The following is a 20,814-nucleotide window of genomic DNA, read 5'->3' on the forward strand; positions in this document are numbered from 1 at the left end:
TCTCGCGCATGAAGGACCGCCCTGCCCCGATGCGGCCGGGGCGGATCATTCGCAGGCGCCGCCGCTGGCGCGGTGTCGAACGCTCCTGGGAGGCCCTCCGAAGCGCGCCCGGAACAGGCGGTTGAAGTGCGACAGGTCGGAAAACCCGACTTCAAACGCGATGTCCGAAATCAGCCGGCGGCTATTGCAGGGGTCCGCGAGCATCGAGAAGGCCTTCTGCAGCCGCAATTCGTTCACTCGCTCACTGAAGGAGGCACCCGTCATCTCCAGCAGTCGCTGCAGGTATCGTGGCGAGATTCCGAGCGTTCGCGCGACCAGGCCGACGCTGAGTTCCGGCTTCTGGAAGGAGGCCGCGATTTCCTGAAGCACGGATGCGGTGCGTGCCGCCACGATGGCGCTCTGGCTGCTCTCGCCCACCTTGCCAACCTGTGTCAGTGCCAGCGACATCAGGTCGATGATATGCCCCCTGACGAGTTCTCGACCTTCCGCTGAACCGTTGAAGCGGCTCTTTTCCAGCGAATGGATGTAGTGGCGCAGCAACTGCAGAGCTTCGGAGCTCCGCGGCAGGCGTCGCATCACAGCGTCGTCAGGATGAGCCACCCGCGCACGCAATTCCGCGCTCGGAACCAGTACGGCGATGAATGCGAAATCCTCGGAAGACCCGACGGTCCCCGTCTCGCAGACATGCATGGGAACGGCCTCGCCTCGCCCCAGGCGGACTTCGCGCCCCTGGTGCGTAACATGGAGGCTTCTCGACGGGCAGATCACCAGGCTGAAGGCGTCGTCGCCATCCTTGACGAGTTCATCGTCTCGGAAGGTGATGCCGGGGCTGAACCGCGTACGTGCCACCCGAAGGTCATCATAGATCGGCTCGAAGGAGGTGCTGAACGGTGCGTCCGTCAACGGCCTGAAGTCGATGCGGAGGGAGCGCCGGGCGTACTGCTCGCGCCATCGACGGATCGCATCGCGTTGCATTGTCATGGCGCAACGCCCCTTGCCGAATTTCTGTCTACGGCATCAGGCTCAGCACCCCCTTTATACCACACCGCGCCGGCTATCGGCCAATTGCGCACATCCCGGTCCGGCCGCAGTGCGCCGCTGACCAAGACGGCTTCACCTGAATGAGCGCAGCCTCCGCACGAGAGACCCATTCAAGCGACGCACCCATCAGGCGCAGGTCACGGATTGATGTGCACCGGCGGCGGCTTGCTGGACGCGACGGCCATGGTGGCACAGATGACTTGTGTAACCAGACGGCTCATAGCGGGCGTGATTTTCGGGATCGCTGCACCGCTCGCATGCTCTGCCTCCGAAGGCGAGTTGCCGGAACGTCCGGCCCACCGTGCCGGCGTCGGAACCACCCCCGGGCCGGTCGTCTTGCCGGGAACAGGATTTGTTGTCGAACCGGGCGCCCCTGTCGTGACGGGGTCCGGCCATTCGCCGACAGCTCTGCTGCAGGCGATCGCGGCGTGGCTCTCGTCCGAGTTCGGTCTGCCGCCGGTCGAGGAGCTGCCGGCTGTCAACCTGGCGTCCAGACGCCACATGCGCAGCCTTCACCATCGCGAGGTGTCGCCCAGCACCGGAGCCGGCTACACGGCTTCTCGTCTTCCCATCGAGACTGGCGAGGATGTCCTCGCCATCTACGACACCGTGGCGAGGACGATCTATCTGCCGGAGAGATGGTCGGGAAAGACCTCGGCAGATCTTTCCATGCTGGTGCACGAGATGGTCCACCACCTCCAGCACATGGGCGGCTTGAAATTCGCCTGTCCCGGGGAACGGGAGAAGATGGCTTTTGAAGCGCAGGAGCGCTGGCTGCAGCTCTTCGGCAGGAGCCTCGAAGCCGATTTCGAGCTGGACCCGTTCACGATCCTCGCCCGCACCAACTGCTTCCATTAGCGCTGGGGGCCACGCGGCCATCCCGCGCCGAGAGCGCAGGCTCAGTCCGGCCGGCTGATCCTGACCACGGCATCGGGGCGCGCTGCGAGATCCGGCAGCAACTCGATGCCGAGGCCCGGCGCATCCGACACGGTGATCTCGCCGCGCTCGACACGCGGCAGGTCCGTGACCAGTTCCCGATACCAGCCCGTGTAGAAGGCGCGCACGCTCTCCTGGATCATGGCGTTGCGCGCGTGCAGCGAGAAATGGCAAGAGGCCATGAAGACGACCGGCCCCGTGCAGTCATGCGGGGCGACGGGAATGTGGTGCGCCTCCGCCATGCCGGCGATCTTGCGCGCCTCGGACAGCCCCCCGCACCAGGAGAGGTCGAGCATGGCGACGCCCGCCACGCCGGTGGCGAGATAGTCGCGGAAGGCGTGAGGATAGGCGAGCGTCTCGGAAGCGCAGATCATGGCGCGCGAGTGCGGGGCGTAGGCCTTCAGCGTCTCCAGCGAGTCCATCCGCACGGGATCTTCGTGCCAGAACGTGTCGTAGGGCGCGAGCGCCCGCGCGATGCGCTGCGCCGCCGGGAGCTGCCACAGCGAGTGGAACTCCACCATGATGTCCATGCGCTCGCCCACCGCCTTGCGGATCTTCTCGAACGGCTCGAGCGCCCGTTTCAGCTCCTCCGCCGAGATGTCGAGTCCGCCCGTGCGCTCGGCCGCGATGTCGAAGGGCCAGATCTTCATGCCCGTGATGCCCTGCTCGAGGAGCGAGAGCGCGAGCTCGTCGGCGTTGTTCAGAAAGGCGTCGAGATCCTCGTAGGGGCCTTCTGCCTCGCCGGTGCCCCAGTTGGCGACCGCCTGGGCGCGGGCATCGCGGATGTAGCGATAGCCGGCGCAGGTGTTGTAGGTACGCACCCGCTCGCGCGAGCGCCCGCCCAGCGCGACCGAGACCGGCACCCCGAGCGTCTTGCCGAACAGGTCCCACAGCGCGATGTCGACGGCCGAGTTGCCGCGCGTCTCGACGCCGGCGCCGCGCCAGCCGAGATAGCCGGTGAGGTCTCGGTTGATGGCCTCGATCTGCCGGGGATCGCGGCCGAGGAGCCTCGGGGCCACCGTCTCGTGCACGTAGGCTTCCACCGCGGCCGCGCCCATGAAGGTCTCGCCCAACCCGACGAGCCCCTCGTCCGTATGGAGGCGGATCCAGACGATGTTGGCGAATTCTCCGAGCCGCAGCGTCTCGACGGCGGTGATCTTCATCGCGACATTCCCGGTCGTGGTGTGTGATCGGCCCCGGCAGGGAGGGCGGCTCGCCGCCCTCCCCGTCCGCGTCAGGGGCCGGTCAGTTCTTGCGCACTTCCGCGAGCGCGTCCTGGATGCGCTTCACCACGTCCGCGCCGATCGAGCCTGCGTGCTTCTCGTAGACGACCTGCGCCTTCTCGCGCATGCGGTTCTGCTCGTCCGGCGAGAGCTCGTTCACCTTCATGCCCGCCTCCTTCAGCTTGGCGAGCGACTTCTCGGAGAGCTCCCGGCTCGCCTTGCGCTGCGCATCGCGGCCGACCACGGCGCATTCGCTGAGGATCGTCTGCTCCTCCGGGGAATAGGTGTCCCAGATCGGCTTCGAGAACAGCACCATGAAGGGCGTGTAGGCGTGGCGCGTCACGGAGAGATAGTTCTGCACCTCGTAGAACTTGGAGGTGTCGATCGTGACGAAGGGGTTTTCCTGGGCGTCGATCGCCTTGGTCTCGAGCGCGGCGAACACCTCGCCGAAGGCCATCGGCGTCGCGTTGGCGCCCATGTTCTTGAAGGTATCGAGGAAGATGTTGTTCTGCATCACCCGAACCTTCATCCCGTTGAGATCTTCCCACTTCTCGACGGGCACCTTCGAGTTCGTCAGGTTGCGGAAGCCGTTCTCCCAATAGGCGAGGTTCACGAGGCCGTAGTTCGGCAGCATGTCGCTGACGTACTTGCCGAACTCGCCGTCGAGGACGGCATCCGCCTCCTTCTCGTTGGCAAACAGGAAGGGCAGGTCGAACACGCCGAGCGCCGGCGCGATGCCGACGAGCGGCGAGGTCGAGGTGATGACCATTTCCTGCGTGCCGGAGCGCAGGGCCTGGGTCGCCTGCAGGTCGCCGCCGAGCGCGCCGCCCCAGAAGGCGGTGAGCTTGATCTTGCCGCCGGACTTGTCGGTCACGCACTGCGTCATGGCCTTGACGCCGTCACCGACGGGGTGGTCGGCATTGACGCCGTTGGACACGCGGATGTTGCGGTCCTTGATCTCGGCTGTCGCAGGCAGGGCGAGCGCCAGAAGGCTGACGGCCGCGAGGGCGAGGATACGCGTCTTCATTTTCTTCCTCCCGATAGGGTTACAGACAATGTCTCGCACCGTCCCGGGCCTACCTCAGCCAGGACAGGGGAACGAGCACGAGCTCAGGGAACATGACGAGCAGGAACAGCACGGCGACCTGCGCCAGGAGGAACGGCGCCACGCCGCCGATCACCTGGCCGAGGGGCACGCGCGAGACGCCGCTCACCACGTTGAGGACAATGCCCACCGGCGGCGTGATGAGGCCGATGCAGGTGTTCATCACGAAGAGGATGCCGAAATAGACCGGATCGATCCCCGCCTGCTTGATGATGGGCATGAGCACCGGCGACAGGATGAGGATCGTCGGTGCAAGGTCGAGCGCCGTGCCCACCACGAGCACGAGCAGCATGATGACGAAGAGCAGCAGCTTCGGCCGGTCGATGAGCGGCCGGATCAATTCGCCGATCTCCGCCGGGATGTTGGCGCTTGTGATGAGCCAGGCGGAGACGAGCGCCGAGGCGACGAGGAAGAGGACGACCGAGGTCGTCTTCGCCGCGCGCAGCAGCACGCCATAGAGGTCGCGCGGCTTGAGCTCGCGGTAGATCACCATGCCGACGAAGAGCGCATAGACGGCGGCGACGACGGCCGCCTCCGTCGGCGTGAAGACGCCGAAGCGGATGCCGCCGAGCACGATGAGCGGCATGACGAGCGCCCAGCCGGCGCGGGCGGTCGCCCTGAGGCGCGCCGCGGCGGGCTGGCGCGGCAGCACCGCGACCTTCTCCCGACGCACGAGGATGTTCCACGTGATGAGGAGCGCGATCGCCATCATGAGCCCGGGCACGATGCCGCCCATGAAGAGCTGGATGATCGAGACGTTGGCGGCGACCCCGAAGATGATGAAGGCGATCGAGGGCGGGATGACGGGGGCGATGATGCCGCCGGAGGCCATGAGGCCGGCGGCGCGCGGCACGTTGTAGCCGGCGTCGCGCATCATCGGGATGAGGACGGCCGCCAGCGCCGCCGTGTCGGCGGCGGCCGACCCGGAGAGGCTCGCCATGATGACGGCCGCGATGACGGCGACGATGCCGAGCCCGCCGCGGATGTGCCCGACGCAGGAAACGGCGAAATCGATGATGCGTTTCGACAAGCCGCCCGTGTTCATGAGCTCGCCGGCGAGCAGGAAGAAGGGGATGGCGAGCAGCGTGAACGTATCCGCGCCCATGATCATGTTCTGGGCGACGATCTGCGTGTTGAAGATGCCCATGTAGGTCATGAGCACGATGCCGCAGAAGATGAGCGCGAAGGCGACCGGGGTGCCGATCGCCATGGAGCCGAGGAGCGAGGCGAGGAAGACGACGATGGTCATTCGGCGTGCTCCCGGATCTCGCTGGTGCCGTGGCCGGCGAAGAGGCGGATCTCGTCCTCGGTGATGCGGCCGGTCAGCGCGCGCAGGATGCGCGCCAGCGTGATGAGCCCGATGCCGCCCGCCGTGAAGAAGCCGATGCCGAAGACGTAGCTGAGGGGCAGCCCCGTGACGGGCGCGGTCATCGTGGCGTTGATCGGATACTGCTTCCAGGTGCCCCAGAAGAAGACGACGCAGCACAGGAGGATGATGAGGTCCGACAGGATCATCGAGATGAGCTGGCCAGCGCGCGGAAAGATACCGACCAAGGTCTCGACGCCGAGATGGGCGCGCTCACGAAAGGTGACGACGGCGCCGATGAAGGTCAGCCACACGAAGAAGTAGCGCGACAGCTCCTCCGACACCGTGATGCCGGAGTTGAAGCCGTAGCGCAGCACCACGTTGCCGAACACCATGACGACCATGCAGACGAGAAGCCCTACGAGGAGGACTTCAAGCAGCCGGAACGTCCGGTCGATCAATCCTTGCATGGACGATATTCTCCAGATGTCGTGTCGAGAGTGCGACGTAGATGTCCTGCCGCGCCGATTCGATGAGTTGCGTCAGTGCCCGGCGGGCACCTTCGCCGTCGTGGCCGATGATGGCGTCGGCCACGGCCCGGTGCAGGGGCAGAGCCCTGCGCGCGCTTTCCATGTCCACCACCGAGAGATGGAACGAGAGCTTGAGGGCGTTGGCGACGATCGGCACGAGATGGCGCAGGAACTGATTCCGCGAGCCGTTGAGGATGGTCTCGTGAAAGACGAGGTCCGCCGCGTGATAATCCCCCTCGCCGTGGACGGCGGCTGCCGTCATCTGCTTGAAGGCCTCGTCGAGGGCCGCCGCAGAGAAATCGGGATTGCGCGCCGCGAGCTCCGCCGCATAGGGCTCGATGCCGAGCCTAAAACCGATTAGATCATTGACGAATTCGCGGGTGACCCCGGACTCGAGTCGCCAGGCGATCACCTGCGGGTCGAACAGGTGCCAGCGGTCGAGCGGCTCGATGCGCGTGCCGTGTCGGCGCCGCACGCTGACGATGCCCTTGGCGGCGAGCGTCCGCATGGCCTCGCGCACCACCGTGCGGCTGACGCCGAGCTCGGCGCCGATCTCCGTCTCGTTCGGGAGGGGATCGTGAACGTCGAACCGGCCGGCGACGATCCAGCCGGCGAGCCGGTCCACGGCGTCCTGGTGCAGGGAGCGCATGGCGGGGATGCGACGAGGCTCTTCGGCCTTCACGCCGACAGCCGCCTTGAGCGCGCTTCGCCCCGGATCTCGCTCATCCATTCCTCCCACGCGTTGAATGCGGCCACCTGTGCGGCCTTGGCTACATAATACGTATGATGAATAGAGTGCCAAGTTGAATCGTTGCTGCAGCGCACAATGGAGCCCGTGCGGTTGCACCGTTCTGCTGAACACAAGCGATCGCTTCGTCTTCCGGAGGGGGCGCGAGGCCAGGATCGCCAGCGATCCGCCTGCAAACCGAGCGCCAGCGAGTTGCTCCACCCGAACCGGAGTGGAGAGATCATCACACACGATGGCGGCGGCGTCGTTTATGCGGTCGGCAGCCGCTCGGACCTGCGGGCTTGCCGCAGCAGCCAGTCGCGAAACAGGACCAACAGCGATCCCGATGCCCTGGATCGCTGCTTTGATGAAGCAGGATGCGCGGTGCCGCGATCCTCATGGACATGCCGATAGGCCACGGGCGTCGAGGTCATCTTCGGCGTGCCAAGCGATGCCAATGTCCCTTTCTTATGAGGAACGGCAGCTTCGCGAGGGACGAGATTCGCCATGTGATGGCCCGTGACGAACGGTCGGCGGGCTACGTGGAAGTGGTATCCGCGGTGGACGGCCGGGTCTCTTCGATGGCGGCATGGTCATCGTCCTTCTCAGCCTCCTGCCGCGGCGCCTTCCAGGCGATCAGGCGGTAGAACATCGGGATGAGGAAGGTAGCGAGGAAGGTCGCCGCCAGCATGCCGCCGATGACGCCGGTGCCGATGGAGTGCCGGCTGGCCGAACCGGCACCGGAGCTCACGGCGAGCGGCACGACGCCGAGGATGAAGGCGAGCGAGGTCATGATGATGGGCCGGAAACGCAGGCGCGCCGCGGCGATGGCCGCCTCCGCCGCGCTCATCCCCTCCTCGCGCTTCAGGACGGCGAATTCCACGATGAGGATGGCGTTTTTCGCCGCGAGGCCGATGAGCGTCACGAGGCCGATCTGGAAATAGACGTCGTTCGTCAGCCCGCGCAGCCACACCGCAAGCAGCGCGCCGAGCAGCGCGAAGGGCACGGCGGTGATGACCGCGAACGGCAGGCTCCAGCGCTCGTACTGCGCGGCGAGGATCAGGAAGACCATGATGATGCCGAAGATCATGGCCTGCGCGCCGGTGCCGCTCGTCGCCAGCTCCTGGTAGGCCGATCCGGTCCAGGCCACCTGGAAGCCGCTCGGCAGCGCTTCCTGCGACGCGGCCAGCATCGCCGCAATGGCCTCGCCCGAGGTATGGCCCGGCGCCGGATCGCCCGTGACCTTGGCCGCATTGAAGGCGTTGAAGCGCTCGAGCTGGTCCGGCCCGATGATGCGCTCCGCCCGGGCAAGGGCGCTCAGCGGCACCATGCTGCCGTTGTCGCCCCGCAGGAAGACGTGGCGCATGTCGTCCGGCGACTGGCGGAACGGCGCCTCCGACTGCAGGTTGACCTGGTAGTTGCGGCCGTAGAGCGTGAAGTCGTTGACGTAGAGGCTGCCGAAGGTCGCCTGCATCGCCTCGAACACGGAGCTGATCGGCACGCCGAGGGCCTTCGCCTTCTCCCGGTCGAGGTCGATGCGATATTGCGGCACGCTGGTGCTGAAGGTGGTGCGCACGTTGGTGAGCTCCGGCCGCTGCGCAGCCGCCTCGACGAGCTTCGAGGTCGCGGCCGCCAGCGCGTCGATGCCGCCGCCGGTTCGATCCTGGACATAGAGCTCGAAGCCGCCGGTCGTGCTGAGCCCCATGATCGGCGGCGGGTTGAAGGCGAGCACCATCGCATCCTTGATGCCGGCATTCATGCCCATGAAGGGGCCGGCGAGGTTGCGCGCGTCGAGCTCCGGCGTCCTGCGCTCGCTCCAGTCCTTGAGCGTGACAAACGCGGTGCCGGCGCTCGTCTTGCTGCCGGACGACAGGAGGTCGAAGCCGGCGACCGAGAAGACGTTCTCCACCGCCGGATGGTTGCCGATATTTGTCGTCGCGGCCTCCATGGCCGCCTCCGTGCGGGCAAGCGAGGCGGCCGGCGGCAGGATGGCGACGCTGAAGAGCATGCCCTGGTCCTCGTCCGGCACCAGCGAGCCCGGCACCTTGGCGAAGAGATAGGCCGCCCCGCCGCACACGCCCGCGAAGATGAGGAGGCCGATGACGAAGCGCTTCACGAAGAAGGCGACGCCCGCCGCATAGCCGTCCGTCAGCCGCTCGAAGGCGCGGTTGAACAGGCGGAAGGGCAGCGCCGGCTCGTGATGCCCCGGCTTCAGGATGAGGGCGCAGAGCGCCGGCGTCAGCGTCAGCGCCACGATGCCGGAGATCGTCACCGACATGGCGATGGTCACGGCGAACTGCTTGTACATCTCGCCGGCGAGCCCGCCCATGAAGGAGACGGGCACGAAGACCGCGCACAGGACGAGCACGATGGCGATGACCGGCCCGGTCACCTCGCCCATGGCCTTGATGGCCGCCTGGCGCGGCTTCAGGCCCTCGCTCGTCATGATGCGCTCGACGTTCTCCAGCACCACGATGGCGTCGTCGACGACGATGCCGATGGCGAGCACGAGGCCGAAGAGCGTGAGCAGGTTGATGGAGAAGCCGAGCAGATACATGCCGGCGAAGGTGCCGATGATCGAGATCGGCACGGCGATGACGGGAATGAGCGTCGCCCGCCAGTTCTGCAGGAAGAGGAAGACGACGAGCACCACGAGCACGATGGCCTCGACGAAGGTGTGGATCACCTCCTCGATCGAGACCTCGATGAACTTCGTCGTGTCATAGGGAATGCGATAGGTGATGCCGTCGGGGAACCCCTGCTGCAACTCGTCGAGCCGCGTCTTGATCGCCGACATGGTGTCGAGCGCATTGGCGCCGGGCTGCAGGTAGACGGCTATCGGCACCGCCGGCGTGCCGTTGAGCTTGCCTTGAACGGCATAGCTCTCCGCGCCGAGCTCGACGCGCGCCACGTCCTTCAGCCTGAGCGCCGCACCGTTCGCGTCCGCGCGCAGGATGATGTTCTCGAAGGCGGCGGCGTCCGGCAGGCGCCCGGCCGTGGTCGCCGAATAGGTGAAGGCGACCGTCTTGTCGTTGGGCTCGTCGCCGAAGCGGCCGGCGGCGAACTGGGCGTTCTGCTCGCGGATGGCGGCGGCGACGTCGGACGGCGTCAGGTTGTACTGAGCGAGCTTGTCCGGCCGCAGCCACACGCGCATCGAATAGTCGAGCTGGCCGAGGAGCGAAGCATCGCCGACGCCGGGAATGCGCTTCAGATCGTCGATGACGTTGAGCAGCGCATAATTGCCGACATAGGTGGAATCATAGCGGCCGTCCTCGGAATACATGGCGACGAGGCCGAGGATCGAGGTCGAGCGCTTGGCTACCGTGACGCCGAGGCGCGTCACCGCCTCGGGCAGCGAGGAGGTCGCCCGTTGCACGCGGTTGTTGACGTCGATGGTGGCCTGGTCCGGATCCGTCCCCTGCGCGAAGGTGACGGTGAGCTGCATCTGGCCGCTCGAGGAGTTCGAGGACTGCATGTAGAGCATGCCCTCGACGCCGTTGATCTGCTGCTCCAGCGGTGCGGCGACCGTCTGGGCGACGGTTTCCGCGCTCGCGCCCGGATAGGTCGCGGAGACGACGACCTGTGGCGGCAGCAGCTCGGGATATTGCGCGATCGGCAGGACGCGGATGGCGACGATGCCGGCGAGCACGATGACGATGGAGATGACGGCCGCGAAGACCGGCCGGTCGACGAAGAAGCGGTTCATTGTCTTGCTGCCAGATGGGCCTTGGTCACGGGCGGGGTCGCGGCGACGGCCGCGCCGGGACGCACCTTGATGACGCCTTCGGTGATGAGCCTGTCGCCCGCCGCAAGGCCCGAGAGGATGACGAAGCCGCCCTCGACCTGCGCGCCGGTCGTGACCGGACGCGCCTGCGCCTTGCCCTCGGTGTCGACGGTATAGACGAACTGCCCCTTCGGCCCCTGCATCAGGGCGCCCTCCGGCACGACGATGGCCCCGTCCAGGGTGAGCCCCTTGATCGTCGCGCGCACGAACTGGCCGGGGATGAGCCGGCCCTCGGGATTGGCGACGACGGCGCGGGCGCGCAGCGTCCCCGTGGAGACGTCGATGCTGCTCGCGGTGAAGTCGATGGTGCCCTCGCGCTCGTAGGCCGTTCCGTCGCCGAAGGCGATGGCGACCTTGAGCTCCGTGGAATGCCCGCCCCTCTCCTCCTGCCGCGCGAGCAGGCGACGAATGTCGGCCGCCTCCGCATCGGAGAAGGAGAAGTTGACGTAGACCGGATCGAGCTGGGTGATGGAGGTCAGAAGGCTCGCATCCGACCCGGTGCCGATGAGGCTGCCTTCCGGCACCTCCTCAAGGCTCGTGACGCCACTGATCGGCGCCGTCACCTGCGTATAGTCGAGGTTGAGCTGCGCCGTCTTGACCGCCGCCTCGGCCGCAGCCATGGCGGCGCGCGTCAGCTCCTCGTTGGAGACGGCATCATCGCGCGCCTTCTCGCTGCCGATGTTCTTCTCGTAAAGGCTCGCCGCCCGCTCGGCGTCGCGCACCGCCTGGTTATGCTGCGCGACAGCCTGCTGCAGGCGCGCCTTAGCCTCGGCCAATGCCGCCTCGTAGCGGTCCGGATCGATGACGAAGAGGACGTCGCCGGCCTTAACACGGGCGCCCTCGGTGAACTTGCGCTCCAGCAGGATGCCGCCGACGCGCGCCCGCACCTGCACCTCGCGGAAGGCGGAGATGCGGGCGGCGTACTGGAAGGTGAGCGGCACATCCCGCGCCGCGAGCTCGACCACGGTGACCTGCGGCGGCGGCGCGCCCTGCTGGGCCCCCGCCTGCCCGATCGGCGCGGCCGCGAGAAGCGCAGCCACCAGGGTCGCTGCGAGCGGCTTTGCGATTGACGAGGGAAAAGCTGTACGAATGGCCATGGCGGATCACCGGACGGAGCTGGTCGACATTGCAGTGCAGCATATATACATTCATGAATGTCTGTAAAGAGGCCGAAGGTCGGATCAGGGGATTGTGAATGCGCAGGACGAAGGCCGAAGCGGAACAGACGCGCGAGGCGGTGCTCGATGCGGCTGCCGAGGTTTTCTTCGAGCACGGTGCCGAACGCGCGACGCTGGAGCAGATCGCACGGCGCGCCGGCGTGACGCGCGGCGCCATCTACTGGCACTTCAAGGACAAGGCCGAGGTGCTGAAGGCCCTGCGCGAGAGCACGCGCCTGCCGCAGGAGGACCTTTTGGAGCACGCGCTGGCGCACGGGCACGAGGATCCGCTCGGCCTCCTGGAGACCGCCGGTGTCGCCATCCTGGAGATCGTAGCCGCCGACGAGCGCCGCCAGCGCATCCACGCCATCCTCTCGCGCACCTATGCGACGAGCGGCCCGATGGCGGAGGTCGCCGCGCAGGTGGAGGAGATCAACCGGGACGTCGCCGACCGGCTGCTGCGCATCATGCAGCTCGCCGAGCGCGGTGGCACGCTGGCGCCCGGCTGGCAGCCGGAGACGGCCGCCCGCGCCCTGCAATGCGTCTTCGGCGGCCTTCTCAACGAGTGGCTGCGCAGCAACCGCGCCTTTTCTCTGGTCGAGGTCGGCGCCAAGCTGGTCCGAACCCTGATCGCGGGGATGCGCGCCTGAAGGCGTCTCCCACGAGGTCCGTCAGCGCGGCATCGTGCCGAGGCATTTGCGCCTGAGGAACGGCCACAGGATGATGCGGAAGGCCTCGTTGCGCACCGGGGCGAGCACGAAGCTCTCCATCAGGTGCCCGACCGCCGCCAGGTAGCGGCCGCGCGAGGTCTCGTTCGACGAGCGCGCGAAGGCGATGGCGGCCCGGAAGGACCGGCCGAGCGCCCCTTCCCGCCGGGACAGGCGCTCGAGGTGGTCGTCCACCATCAGGTCGAGGCCCTTGTCGACGAGGGCGGTGTTGGCCGAGGAGTCGCGCCAGACATCGGCGAGATAGTCGTTGAGGAAGCCGAGCACGACTTGCGAGTGGTCGGCGAGGCGCAGGAACAGGTCCCAGTCCTCGTAGCGCGGATAGCGCAGATCGTAGCCGCCGACGGCCGCGATGAGGTCGCGCCGCGCGATCAGCGTCGATCCCGGGCAGGTGAAGCATCCCCAGACGTAGTGACCGATCTCCATGCGCGGCGGATAGGGCCGGTAGGCCGGCTCCACCTGCCCGTCGGGCCAGATGAGATCACAATTGGTGCAGCAGACGTTGATGCCGTGGGCGGCCATGAACGCGAGCTGGCGCGCGAGCTTGTCCGGCCGCCACGCGTCGTCGCTGTCGAGAAACGCCACCCACGTGCCTTGCGCCGCGGCGATCCCCGTGTTGCGCGCCGCGGAAGCCCCGGCGTTCGTCTCGTGCCGAATGACGCGGATCCGCCCGGCATAGGGCGCGAGCACCGCCGCCGTGTCGTCGTGCGAGGCATCGTCCACCACGATGATCTCCCCGGGCGCGAGCGACTGCGCAAAGACGCTCTCGAGCGCCCGCACGATGCAGTGCGCCCGGTTGTAGGTGGGGATGACGACGCTGATCTCGGAGGGATGCATCGGTTTGAAAGGTTCCATCAGCCTTGCGAGGCTACTAAGCCAGCCCTGCCCCGATGCCAAGGCCGGGCTAGCGGCCGCCCCTGGAAATAGCGCTTGCCCCGGCCCGCTGCAATTTTCCATGCAGGAGCTGCAGCGCGACGCTCGGATGCCGCAGCAGCGCTCGCCCGAGCAGCATCAGGGAAGCCCCACGCCGGCGTTGCGCCCACAAACCGCGCGCAGCGCGCATCAGGAAATGGGCCAGGCGCGGATCCCGCCGCGCTTCAGCGGGCAGTTGCGCATAGTCGCGCAGAGCCTGCTCGATCGTGGCGAGGTCCGCGAGAGAGAGCATGTTGTGTCTTTGCGTGAACAGTTCCGCCTCGATGCCCCTGCGCAGATGCGGCGGTATCAGCTCGATCGTCGTGTCGCCGATGATGTCGATATCGCTCGTAGGATCGGCGAGACCGGCAGCGCGCGCCCGGTGGGCGAGACGAGCGATAATGGTCGCGAGAGCCTGCTGGCGCCGGTGCACGAAGGAGACGTTCTCACCGTGCTGCCGGTAATCGAGGACCGGAACCGGAACATTCTCGATGGCGTAGCCGGCGTCGTGCATGCGCAGCCAGAGATCGTAGTCTTCCGCGTGCTTGTACTGCGGACGGTAGCCGCCAAGTTGCGCAACGACGTCACGGCGCATGATGACCGTGGGATGAGCGAGCGGCGGCGCATCCGACGTGAGGAAGCGCGTCAGCGCCTCGCCGCCGGTGGGATAGTCCCCGCCCCGCAGAAGCCGGCCCTCGGCGTCGACGATGTTGACGAAGCCACCGACGACAGCGAGTTCCGGTCGCCCCTCGAACCGCGCGAGCTGAAGCTCGAAGCGTCGCGGCAGGGCGATATCGTCGGCGTCCATGCGCGCAACGAAGGGCGCGACGGCGAGTTCGATGCCGCGATTGAGCGTCGCGACGAGCCCCCGGTTCTCCTGATGGAAAGCACGGATCCGCCGGTCACGCGCGGCATAGCCGTCGATGATCGCCGCGCTGCCGTCCCGCGAGCCGTCATTGATGATGATGAACTCGAAATCCCCGAAGGTCTGGCCAAGCACGCTCTCGATGGCGGCGGCCAGGAACCGCTCGCCATTGTAGACCGGCAGGAGCACGCTGAGCGCGGGGCCGCTCATTTGAGGATGATCCAGCCTTCGGGATAAAGGTACGTCACATCGATTGCCACCAAGCGCGCGAACCACCGTCCGAGAGCGCGACACTCCCTTCATCGAACCAAGAATTGGACCGAGCAGCCGAGACCTGAGAAAGTCGACTAAAAAGGAAAATATACATCTAACTCCTGGACCCCCGTTTGCCGCAGTCCGGCATCGAATTTGCAAACAGATTACCGCCGCCGAACACCACATGCCAATTGAAGAATCCGCGCTATCACCAGCGGATCTCGCCATGCAGCATAGAGTACTTCTCTAATAGCCGCCGTGTATTTTCCGTGAAGATAGAACCCCCGCGCTGCCCATCTATGAAAATGAACGAGCCTCGCATCCCTCCTCGCGTACTTTGAGAGCATGCGATACCCATCCAAGGCCCTATAGAGCTCATCTATAGCTGGAAAGGCGCCCATATTATGCTGCAGGGCAAATAACTCAGCATCGACATCTCCCCGAAGCTCGGCAGGAAAATCCGAAATCGTGGATTTTGTGATATGGACGGCCTGATCGGTGGGATCCGGCATATCGTTCTGCCTGGCTCTGTGCGCTAGGCGCGCCGCCCTCGCGGCCAGCAATTGCTGACATCCGTTGCGAAGCGAAATGCTACCGGCATGCTGCCTGTAATTTAAGATGGTTTCCGGCACATTTTCAAGATCGTATCCAGCGTCATAAATACGTAACCAGAGATCATAATCCTGCGCGCATCTATATGCGCTTCGATATCCACCGATACCTTCAACAACACTCCGGCGCATTATTACCGTCGGATGGGCAAACGGCGAGTCTGCTTCCAAAAAACGTGCGACATCATCCTTTCCGACAGGATACGCAGCATGCTTCAAAAATCTACCTTCCTCGTCGACAATATTAATGAAACCACCGACAACAGCGAGGCGCGGTTGAGCGATCAGCTGCGGTAGCTGCAGTTCAAACCGCTGTGGCAACGAAACATCGTCAGCATCCATACGGGCTATGAAGGGGGAACGGGCAAGTTCGACGCCGCGATTGAGGGTGGCAACGAGCCCTTGGTTATCTTGATGAAAGGCCCGAATGCGACTATCATTCGCAGCGTAATAATCAATAATCTCTCCGCTACTGTCTTGCGATCCATCGTTGATAATAATAAATTCGAAATTCTTGAATGACTGGCGCAGTATACTTTCAATCGCTTCCGCCAGGAATGGTTCACCATTGTAAACAGGCAGGAGAACACTGAGCATGGAATTGTTCATTTCAAAATGATCCAACCTTCCGGATAAATATCCATAACGTTTGTCGTGGACAATCGCTGGCGAGTGAACCACCGACCTGGCGCTATGACCAATTTGTCCGGAGAAGCATTCAGCCACGCACCCCACCACGAATACGAGCTATTGGCAATAATATGATGCCGGCAACGGGCCATCAGAAACATATCTTCCCAACTACGCGCGGGATCAGTGCGAACAATACAAGCTCGAGGAAGATCCCCGAACATCTGCTCCACGAAAGCCGAATCATCCGAGAATATGAAGAATTGTACATCTCCGAAAATTCTACGCATCAACGCGATTGCCCGTTTATAATACCCTTCTCCAATTGCGTTGTGCACCGCAGCTGCGTTTAGATTTGTCACATAATCGCCCCTTCGAACATGAAGAGATACACTGCAATTTGCGGCATCAATACGGTCAGCCCATTTTTGTGCGATAGCCCCCAACGGCGTCGCAGGCTGAAAATATTTCAGCAGCATATCGCCGCAGTTTTCGAAGTAACTTGGACTCTGGAAGTAGCCAAAAATTCGCATCTCTTTATCGTTAAGCTTAAAAAAACTCTCATCAAAATGAAAATGCGGCTCCCGATAATAGTTGGCTTTACTCTCCATCTTGCGGAATGCCCGTGACCGCAAACGAGTTAAGAAACGGCGCCGTCCAAGCGGCTCCTGAGACTGCTCACACGTGATGTCCTGTGGCACGCGAAGTCTGTCCAGCTGATATGGCCAAGTTGTGTAATTCGAGAAGGCCGAAAGATCGAGCTCAAGCTTGGCACCATGATGCATCGCAAGGCCCAATCCCGCGGCGTATTGAAACATTTGGTTGCCGAGCCCCCCGACGATTCGAACAACAACGCGCTTCTCAACCACCTAGAGGCTTCCTTATTTGAGTCCAAAGGGACCGCCACTTCCAGAAAACGTACCTCGCCACCCATCGGCCGACGCTGAACCACAGGTCACCGCGCCCAGCAAAAAGAGCCGCTGAGAAAGGCCCAGCTAACCGAAGAGTCCTGTAAAATCGCTCGATCTTCCAAGGGCGACGCAGCAGTGGCAATAACATCACTCCCGCTCGGTCACGCAGGCTCGCGCGCACCTCGTCATCCTCCAGAACGTGGTCAGGCCACTTCTCATACACCCTAAGTAACTGAAAATAAAAATCAATCATTTTATCATCATAATTCTTCCTTTGTGCGCTATTTGGATTAATTCGGATCTTTACTAGCGCTTCATTGCAGAAATCAATTTCGCTATGGGCCGCTAGCCGCAGCCACATATCCCAATCCTCACCATAGTATAATTCATTATCAAATAAACCAACACGATCAAGAACTGAGCGCCGCACAACAACACTTGACGCCGATCCAGAGACGACATATCCATTCTTCAGCAAATCGATGAAAATGTTACCCCTAAGTCTTGGCTCAAATATGGGATCGCCAGAAACTAAACTCCCCTTCTCATCTATATACTCATACCCCGTGTGCACAAATCCGACTGAATCAGCTGCCTTGAAGAAGACATCCAGCTGCGATTGCAACTTACAGGGATGCCAGATGTCATCAGCGTCGAGGAAAGCGACATAGGCTGAGCTTGAAGCTCTAATGCCCGCGTTGCGAGCCGCTGAAACCCCTCTATGCTCCAGCTTTAGATATTTAACCATAGGCAGTTCTTGCGCCAGTCGTTGCGCGATCAGAGGGGTTTGATCGGTAGACCCGTCATCGGCCACGACAATACTCTCGGGAGGCAAGGTCTGCATAGCGGCTGACCGAACCGCCTCCTCCAGATAACGAGCGGCGTTATAAGCAGGGATAATAACATCCACACCTGAAGTTAGCCTGCCGATCATAACTCCTGTAATCTCCCTGCTTAGATCAGCATCGCGATAAGCACCCACCTGCGACCTGCTCTCACCGAGTGTCAGACCTTATTGGCCACCAGCATAACATCGGCTGCGCAAAACTCCCACGACCCACTATCCGTGTTCTCCGCCCGCTGTAGAGCCTTGAGTATTGTCACCATAGCATATTCCTCATTCCGCGATAACGTAAGACCGGAATATTTATTTCCGTGCGCAGGAAGCTGCCGCATAATCATAGCCAGATACTCAAACAGGGACCCGTTGAAATCCTGCTTAACGATAGAGAGCCCCGCCTCAGGAAGATACCTATTATAAAAGAATTTGCTAAATCCACTGCAGAAAAAATATGGAGCGAAATGCACGAAAGATTGTGCTGGTGCAGTGAGTATCAAACTTCCACCTGCTCTAAGAATACGTGAAAATTCCTTCAAGGCCGAAATCGGATCGGGTATATGCTCCAAAACACTTACACAAAGGACCGCATCAAAGGATGCATCCGAAACAGGGATTTCCGTAATATCGGAAATGATATCCAAGTCACCATAGTTCCAGCTGCCCGTTTGAAGCCCACTTCCGTCGCCAGTTCCGTCATACTTGCCAAAGTCCTGAGCTATATACTCAAGCCCCATCGCCTCCGCCGGTTTACGATAGCGCTGCTGCCCCGCTCCAGCGTCCAGGACACGCACCCCCGATGGAAGCCCGCGCAACTGTTCGAGAACCCATGCCTCGCGTTTCGCTTCGATATTCCGACCAATTGTAACATCCTGCATGCTATCAAGAGGGGAGGGCCCCCTTATGCTGTTTGCCAGTGCTATAACCTTCCGTAAATATCTGCTCACCGAGGCCTCACCACTACTATCGACCGTCAATAGTGACTTCATCTGCCCACCCCTTTTCGAATCCAACGATATTGATCGCCTCAGAGCTTCCGCAACCCCTCTGCACAATACAGTCCAGAACGTTGCACACAAACGTCCGAAATCATAAAGATACTACCCTATAGTCAAGGATAGATTCTTTTCCAAGGCAGAACCGGGGCCACAATCCCAGGCCTTGCCTTTCGCCAGTATAACGAATCGCTCAACCCTCCCATTATTTGCATCTGAACAAAACATGACGTATTTCCAGGCTCAGAAAACCATTCCTTCGCATGCAGCGACGCCATAAAATCAATCCGATACGTGCCTTCGTTAAGCAGCCTCGGGGGTATTCGCGCCCGCAGAACGTTCCTACCAACAACAAGCTCTGGCCAATTCGGCTCTTCAGTATCAGTAGTAAATGTCCATAGTATTTCTTGCCCTTTATCGCCAAAAATAGCGAAACCAAAATTTAACGCGGGGTGTGTTTTCTTTATATATACATCGATTTCGATCTCGACGGACTTATCGTTCGATATCGGAAATCTAACTTCACCTATATCATTATTCAGTATACGGATCGACGATAGCCGAAAATACTCCGTATCAATTCCACTTTCGCCCGTTGCAATGAACTCTCCGCTCAGCTGAACGCTATCTCCTTTCATATAGCGCCCGCAAACCTCGTGCACTGCGCGCGTGTCCTCGCGAACGCCACCGCGCTCCAGCCACAGGACGCGCGAGCACAGCTGCATCACCGCATTCATGTTGTGCGACACGAACAGTACGGTGCGGCCGGAATTCGCCACGTCCTTCATCTTGCCGAGGCACTTCTTCTGGAAATCGGCATCGCCGACCGCAAGCACCTCGTCGACGATCATGATCTCAGGTTCGAGATGCGCCGCCACGGAGAAGGCGAGGCGCATCTTCATCCCGCTGGAATAGCGCTTGATCGGGATATCGAGGAAATCGCCGACGCCTGAGAACTCCACGATCTCGTCGAAGCGGGCGCGAATCTCGTGCTTGCGCAGGCCGAGAATGGCGCCGTTGAAGTAGATGTTCTCTCGCCCTGAAAGCTCTGGATGGAAGCCCGTGCCGACTTCAAGCAGCGAGCCCACCCGCCCGCGGATGCGGGCCATGCCTTCGCTCGGCGCCGTGATCCGCGACAGCACCTTCAGCAAGGTGCTTTTTCCCGCCCCGTTACGGCCGACGATGCCCACGACCTCGCCTTCGGCGACGTCGAAACTGACGTTGCGCAGCGCCCAGAAGGACCGTGCGGCCTCCTTCTGCTCTGTTGCCGGCGCGCGTGAGAACAACCGGCGGGCGGCATCGGCCAGGCTTTCACGCAAGGTGGCATAGGCCGGCGCGCCGGTGCCGCTCAATGCATATTGCTTGCCGAGGTTGTCGACGGTGATGATGGCGGACATCGCTCAGATCCTGTCGACGATGGCCGGCTCGAGCTTGCGGAACGTGCCGAGCCCGAGCGCCGTAAGGCCGATGACCCATGCGGCAAGGACCGCATAGCTGAGGAGACCGGGCCACGGCGCGGCAATGATGATGGCGCGCATCGTGTCGATGAGCGTCGCCACCGGGTTGAGCGCATAGAGCCACTGATACTGCGGCGGCACGAAGGTGACCGGATAGATCACCGGCGTCAGATACATGGCGATCTGAACGAAGAACGGCAGGGCAATGCCGACATCGCGATAGATCGCGTTGAGCGGCGAGAGCACGAGCCCGATGCCATAGCCGAGGAGCCCTGCGGCAAGAAGGATGAGCGGCAAAAGGACGATCAGCGGCGACGGCACCATGCCATAGGCGAGCATCATCGCGACGAGCACGACGAGCGCGATGAGGAACTCGACGGCCGCCGACAGAGTCGGCACGAGCGGCAGGAGCAGGCGCGGGAAGAAGACCTTGGTGATGATGGCCTCGTTCTTCACCAGCGAGCCCGACGCCTCGACGACGACGCGGCTGAAGTACTGCCACATCAGGAGGCCGGAGAAGACGAAGATCGGATAGGGAATCCCGTCCGTCGGAATGCGGGCCAGATAGCTGAACACGAAGGTGAAGATCGCCGTCGTCAGCACGGGCTGCAGCAGGGCCCAGGCGATGCCGATCAGCGACTGCTTGTAGCGGATCTGGATCTCGCGCAGCGCCAGCGTCCAGGCGATATCACGGTTCGTCCACACGTCCGCGATGTCGTGTATCAGGTGGTGATCGGCGCGTGCGCGGATCACCACTTCCGTCTGCTGCGGCGACGCGGGCGTATCCATGGGAGCAACTGTCATTC

At 62.9% G+C, this 20,814-nt stretch carries 18 protein-coding genes and 1 pseudogene; 3 read left to right on the forward strand and 16 right to left on the reverse strand.

What is annotated here, in order from left to right:
• Positions 1-45: 45 nt before the first annotated feature.
• Positions 46-981: an AraC family transcriptional regulator gene (locus tag AL346_RS24140; RefSeq protein WP_019400604.1), complete on the reverse strand. Its 936-nt coding sequence runs from the start codon at positions 979-981 to the stop codon at positions 46-48.
• Between the two features lie 243 nt (positions 982-1,224).
• Between AL346_RS24140 and AL346_RS24145 the strand changes: the two genes are divergently transcribed.
• Positions 1,225-1,899 carry a DUF6647 family protein gene (locus tag AL346_RS24145; protein WP_157672207.1) on the forward strand — a complete coding sequence of 225 codons (675 nt, stop codon included), beginning with the start codon at positions 1,225-1,227 and terminating at the stop codon, positions 1,897-1,899.
• A 41-nt stretch (positions 1,900-1,940) separates the two neighbouring features.
• Here AL346_RS24145 and AL346_RS24150 read toward each other — a convergent pair whose 3' ends face one another.
• The 5 genes from AL346_RS24150 to AL346_RS24170 all read right to left on the reverse strand — a co-directional run bounded on the left by AL346_RS24150 (position 1,941) and on the right by AL346_RS24170 (position 6,943).
• On the reverse strand, positions 1,941-3,140 hold the full coding sequence (locus AL346_RS24150) for a mandelate racemase/muconate lactonizing enzyme family protein (RefSeq protein WP_019400606.1): 1,200 nt from the start codon (positions 3,138-3,140) through the stop codon (positions 1,941-1,943).
• A gap of 82 nt (positions 3,141-3,222) precedes the next feature.
• Positions 3,223-4,227, reverse strand: a complete 1,005-nt coding sequence (locus AL346_RS24155) for a TRAP transporter substrate-binding protein (protein ID WP_019400607.1) — start codon at positions 4,225-4,227, stop codon at positions 3,223-3,225.
• Positions 4,228-4,276: 49 nt separating this feature from the next.
• A complete protein-coding gene (locus AL346_RS24160) occupies positions 4,277-5,554 on the reverse strand; it encodes a TRAP transporter large permease subunit (RefSeq protein ID WP_019400608.1) in 1,278 nt (425 codons plus the stop codon).
• A complete protein-coding gene (locus tag AL346_RS24165; protein ID WP_026014850.1) occupies positions 5,551-6,081 on the reverse strand; it encodes a TRAP transporter small permease in 531 nt (176 codons plus the stop codon). Before AL346_RS24165 ends, AL346_RS24160 begins: the two co-directional genes overlap by 4 nt.
• Positions 6,044-6,943, reverse strand: coding sequence for a FadR/GntR family transcriptional regulator (locus tag AL346_RS24170; RefSeq protein WP_245303245.1), 900 nt, complete (start codon positions 6,941-6,943; stop codon positions 6,044-6,046). The genes AL346_RS24165 and AL346_RS24170 overlap by 38 nt, the downstream gene beginning before the upstream one ends.
• A gap of 302 nt (positions 6,944-7,245) precedes the next feature.
• On the opposite strand from AL346_RS24170, the pseudogene AL346_RS25980 reads away from it, so the two are divergent.
• Positions 7,246-7,413 (forward strand): annotated as a pseudogene (locus AL346_RS25980) (thiamine pyrophosphate-binding protein); the annotation flags it as partial.
• On the opposite strand, the gene AL346_RS24175 reads toward AL346_RS25980, so the two are convergent.
• Both AL346_RS24175 and AL346_RS24180 read right to left on the reverse strand, forming a co-directional pair.
• The gene (locus AL346_RS24175) at positions 7,407-10,574 is read right to left on the reverse strand and encodes an efflux RND transporter permease subunit (protein WP_053194225.1); all 3,168 of its coding nucleotides are present in this window, start codon (positions 10,572-10,574) and stop codon (positions 7,407-7,409) included. The pseudogene AL346_RS25980 and the gene AL346_RS24175 overlap by 7 nt on opposite strands.
• Positions 10,571-11,749, reverse strand: coding sequence for an efflux RND transporter periplasmic adaptor subunit (locus tag AL346_RS24180; protein WP_053194227.1), 1,179 nt, complete (start codon positions 11,747-11,749; stop codon positions 10,571-10,573). The genes AL346_RS24175 and AL346_RS24180 overlap by 4 nt, the downstream gene beginning before the upstream one ends.
• Positions 11,750-11,847: 98 nt before the next feature.
• Between AL346_RS24180 and AL346_RS24185 the strand changes: the two genes are divergently transcribed.
• The gene (locus tag AL346_RS24185; RefSeq protein ID WP_019401835.1) at positions 11,848-12,459 is read left to right on the forward strand and encodes a TetR family transcriptional regulator; all 612 of its coding nucleotides are present in this window, start codon (positions 11,848-11,850) and stop codon (positions 12,457-12,459) included.
• A gap of 21 nt (positions 12,460-12,480) precedes the next feature.
• Here the strand turns inward: AL346_RS24185 and AL346_RS24190 are convergent, their stop codons facing one another.
• The 8 genes from AL346_RS24190 to AL346_RS24205 all read right to left on the reverse strand — a co-directional run bounded on the left by AL346_RS24190 (position 12,481) and on the right by AL346_RS24205 (position 20,812).
• On the reverse strand, positions 12,481-13,389 hold the full coding sequence (locus tag AL346_RS24190; RefSeq protein WP_157672231.1) for a glycosyltransferase family 2 protein: 909 nt from the start codon (positions 13,387-13,389) through the stop codon (positions 12,481-12,483).
• Positions 13,390-13,438: 49 nt separating this feature from the next.
• Positions 13,439-14,521 (reverse strand): glycosyltransferase, encoded by a 1,083-nt coding sequence (locus AL346_RS24195; RefSeq protein WP_019401837.1) that lies wholly within the window; start codon positions 14,519-14,521, stop codon positions 13,439-13,441.
• A gap of 209 nt (positions 14,522-14,730) precedes the next feature.
• Positions 14,731-15,801, reverse strand: a complete 1,071-nt coding sequence (locus AL346_RS24875) for a glycosyltransferase (RefSeq protein ID WP_156332937.1) — start codon at positions 15,799-15,801, stop codon at positions 14,731-14,733.
• Positions 15,783-16,676, reverse strand: a complete 894-nt coding sequence (locus AL346_RS24880) for an alpha-1,2-fucosyltransferase (protein ID WP_082312710.1) — start codon at positions 16,674-16,676, stop codon at positions 15,783-15,785. The genes AL346_RS24875 and AL346_RS24880 overlap by 19 nt, the downstream gene beginning before the upstream one ends.
• Positions 16,669-17,700, reverse strand: coding sequence for a glycosyltransferase family A protein (locus AL346_RS24885; RefSeq protein WP_156332938.1), 1,032 nt, complete (start codon positions 17,698-17,700; stop codon positions 16,669-16,671). The genes AL346_RS24880 and AL346_RS24885 overlap by 8 nt, the downstream gene beginning before the upstream one ends.
• Before the next feature lie 23 nt (positions 17,701-17,723).
• A complete protein-coding gene (locus AL346_RS24890; RefSeq protein WP_082312714.1) occupies positions 17,724-18,545 on the reverse strand; it encodes a bifunctional 2-polyprenyl-6-hydroxyphenol methylase/3-demethylubiquinol 3-O-methyltransferase UbiG in 822 nt (273 codons plus the stop codon).
• 122 nt (positions 18,546-18,667) lie between these two features.
• Positions 18,668-19,948 carry an ABC transporter ATP-binding protein gene (locus AL346_RS24200; RefSeq protein WP_019401839.1) on the reverse strand — a complete coding sequence of 427 codons (1,281 nt, stop codon included), beginning with the start codon at positions 19,946-19,948 and terminating at the stop codon, positions 18,668-18,670.
• Between the two features lie 3 nt (positions 19,949-19,951).
• Positions 19,952-20,812 carry an ABC transporter permease gene (locus AL346_RS24205; protein ID WP_082312715.1) on the reverse strand — a complete coding sequence of 287 codons (861 nt, stop codon included), beginning with the start codon at positions 20,810-20,812 and terminating at the stop codon, positions 19,952-19,954.
• Positions 20,813-20,814 lie beyond the last annotated feature (2 nt).

The organism is Chelatococcus sp. CO-6 (assembly GCF_001271345.1).
Classification (GTDB): Bacteria; Pseudomonadota; Alphaproteobacteria; order Rhizobiales; family Beijerinckiaceae; genus Chelatococcus_A; species Chelatococcus_A caeni.

Bases quoted from the DNA above. Each gene is read 5' to 3' on its own strand.
- AL346_RS24140 (WP_019400604.1), bottom strand. From the start codon at position 981: ATGACAATGCAACGCGATGCGATCCGTCGATGGCGCGAGCAGTACGCC.
- AL346_RS24145 (WP_157672207.1), top strand. From the start codon at position 1,225: ATGGTGGCACAGATGACTTGTGTAACCAGACGGCTCATAGCGGGCGTG.
- AL346_RS24150 (WP_019400606.1), bottom strand. From the start codon at position 3,140: ATGAAGATCACCGCCGTCGAGACGCTGCGGCTCGGAGAATTCGCCAAC.
- AL346_RS24155 (WP_019400607.1), bottom strand. From the start codon at position 4,227: ATGAAGACGCGTATCCTCGCCCTCGCGGCCGTCAGCCTTCTGGCGCTC.
- AL346_RS24160 (WP_019400608.1), bottom strand. From the start codon at position 5,554: ATGACCATCGTCGTCTTCCTCGCCTCGCTCCTCGGCTCCATGGCGATC.
- AL346_RS24165 (WP_026014850.1), bottom strand. From the start codon at position 6,081: ATGCAAGGATTGATCGACCGGACGTTCCGGCTGCTTGAAGTCCTCCTC.
- AL346_RS24175 (WP_053194225.1), bottom strand. From the start codon at position 10,574: ATGAACCGCTTCTTCGTCGACCGGCCGGTCTTCGCGGCCGTCATCTCC.
- AL346_RS24180 (WP_053194227.1), bottom strand. From the start codon at position 11,749: ATGGCCATTCGTACAGCTTTTCCCTCGTCAATCGCAAAGCCGCTCGCA.
- AL346_RS24185 (WP_019401835.1), top strand. From the start codon at position 11,848: ATGCGCAGGACGAAGGCCGAAGCGGAACAGACGCGCGAGGCGGTGCTC.
- AL346_RS24190 (WP_157672231.1), bottom strand. From the start codon at position 13,389: ATGGAACCTTTCAAACCGATGCATCCCTCCGAGATCAGCGTCGTCATC.
- AL346_RS24195 (WP_019401837.1), bottom strand. From the start codon at position 14,521: ATGAGCGGCCCCGCGCTCAGCGTGCTCCTGCCGGTCTACAATGGCGAG.
- AL346_RS24890 (WP_082312714.1), bottom strand. From the start codon at position 18,545: ATGAAGTCACTATTGACGGTCGATAGTAGTGGTGAGGCCTCGGTGAGC.
- AL346_RS24200 (WP_019401839.1), bottom strand. From the start codon at position 19,948: ATGTCCGCCATCATCACCGTCGACAACCTCGGCAAGCAATATGCATTG.
- AL346_RS24205 (WP_082312715.1), bottom strand. From the start codon at position 20,812: ATGACAGTTGCTCCCATGGATACGCCCGCGTCGCCGCAGCAGACGGAA.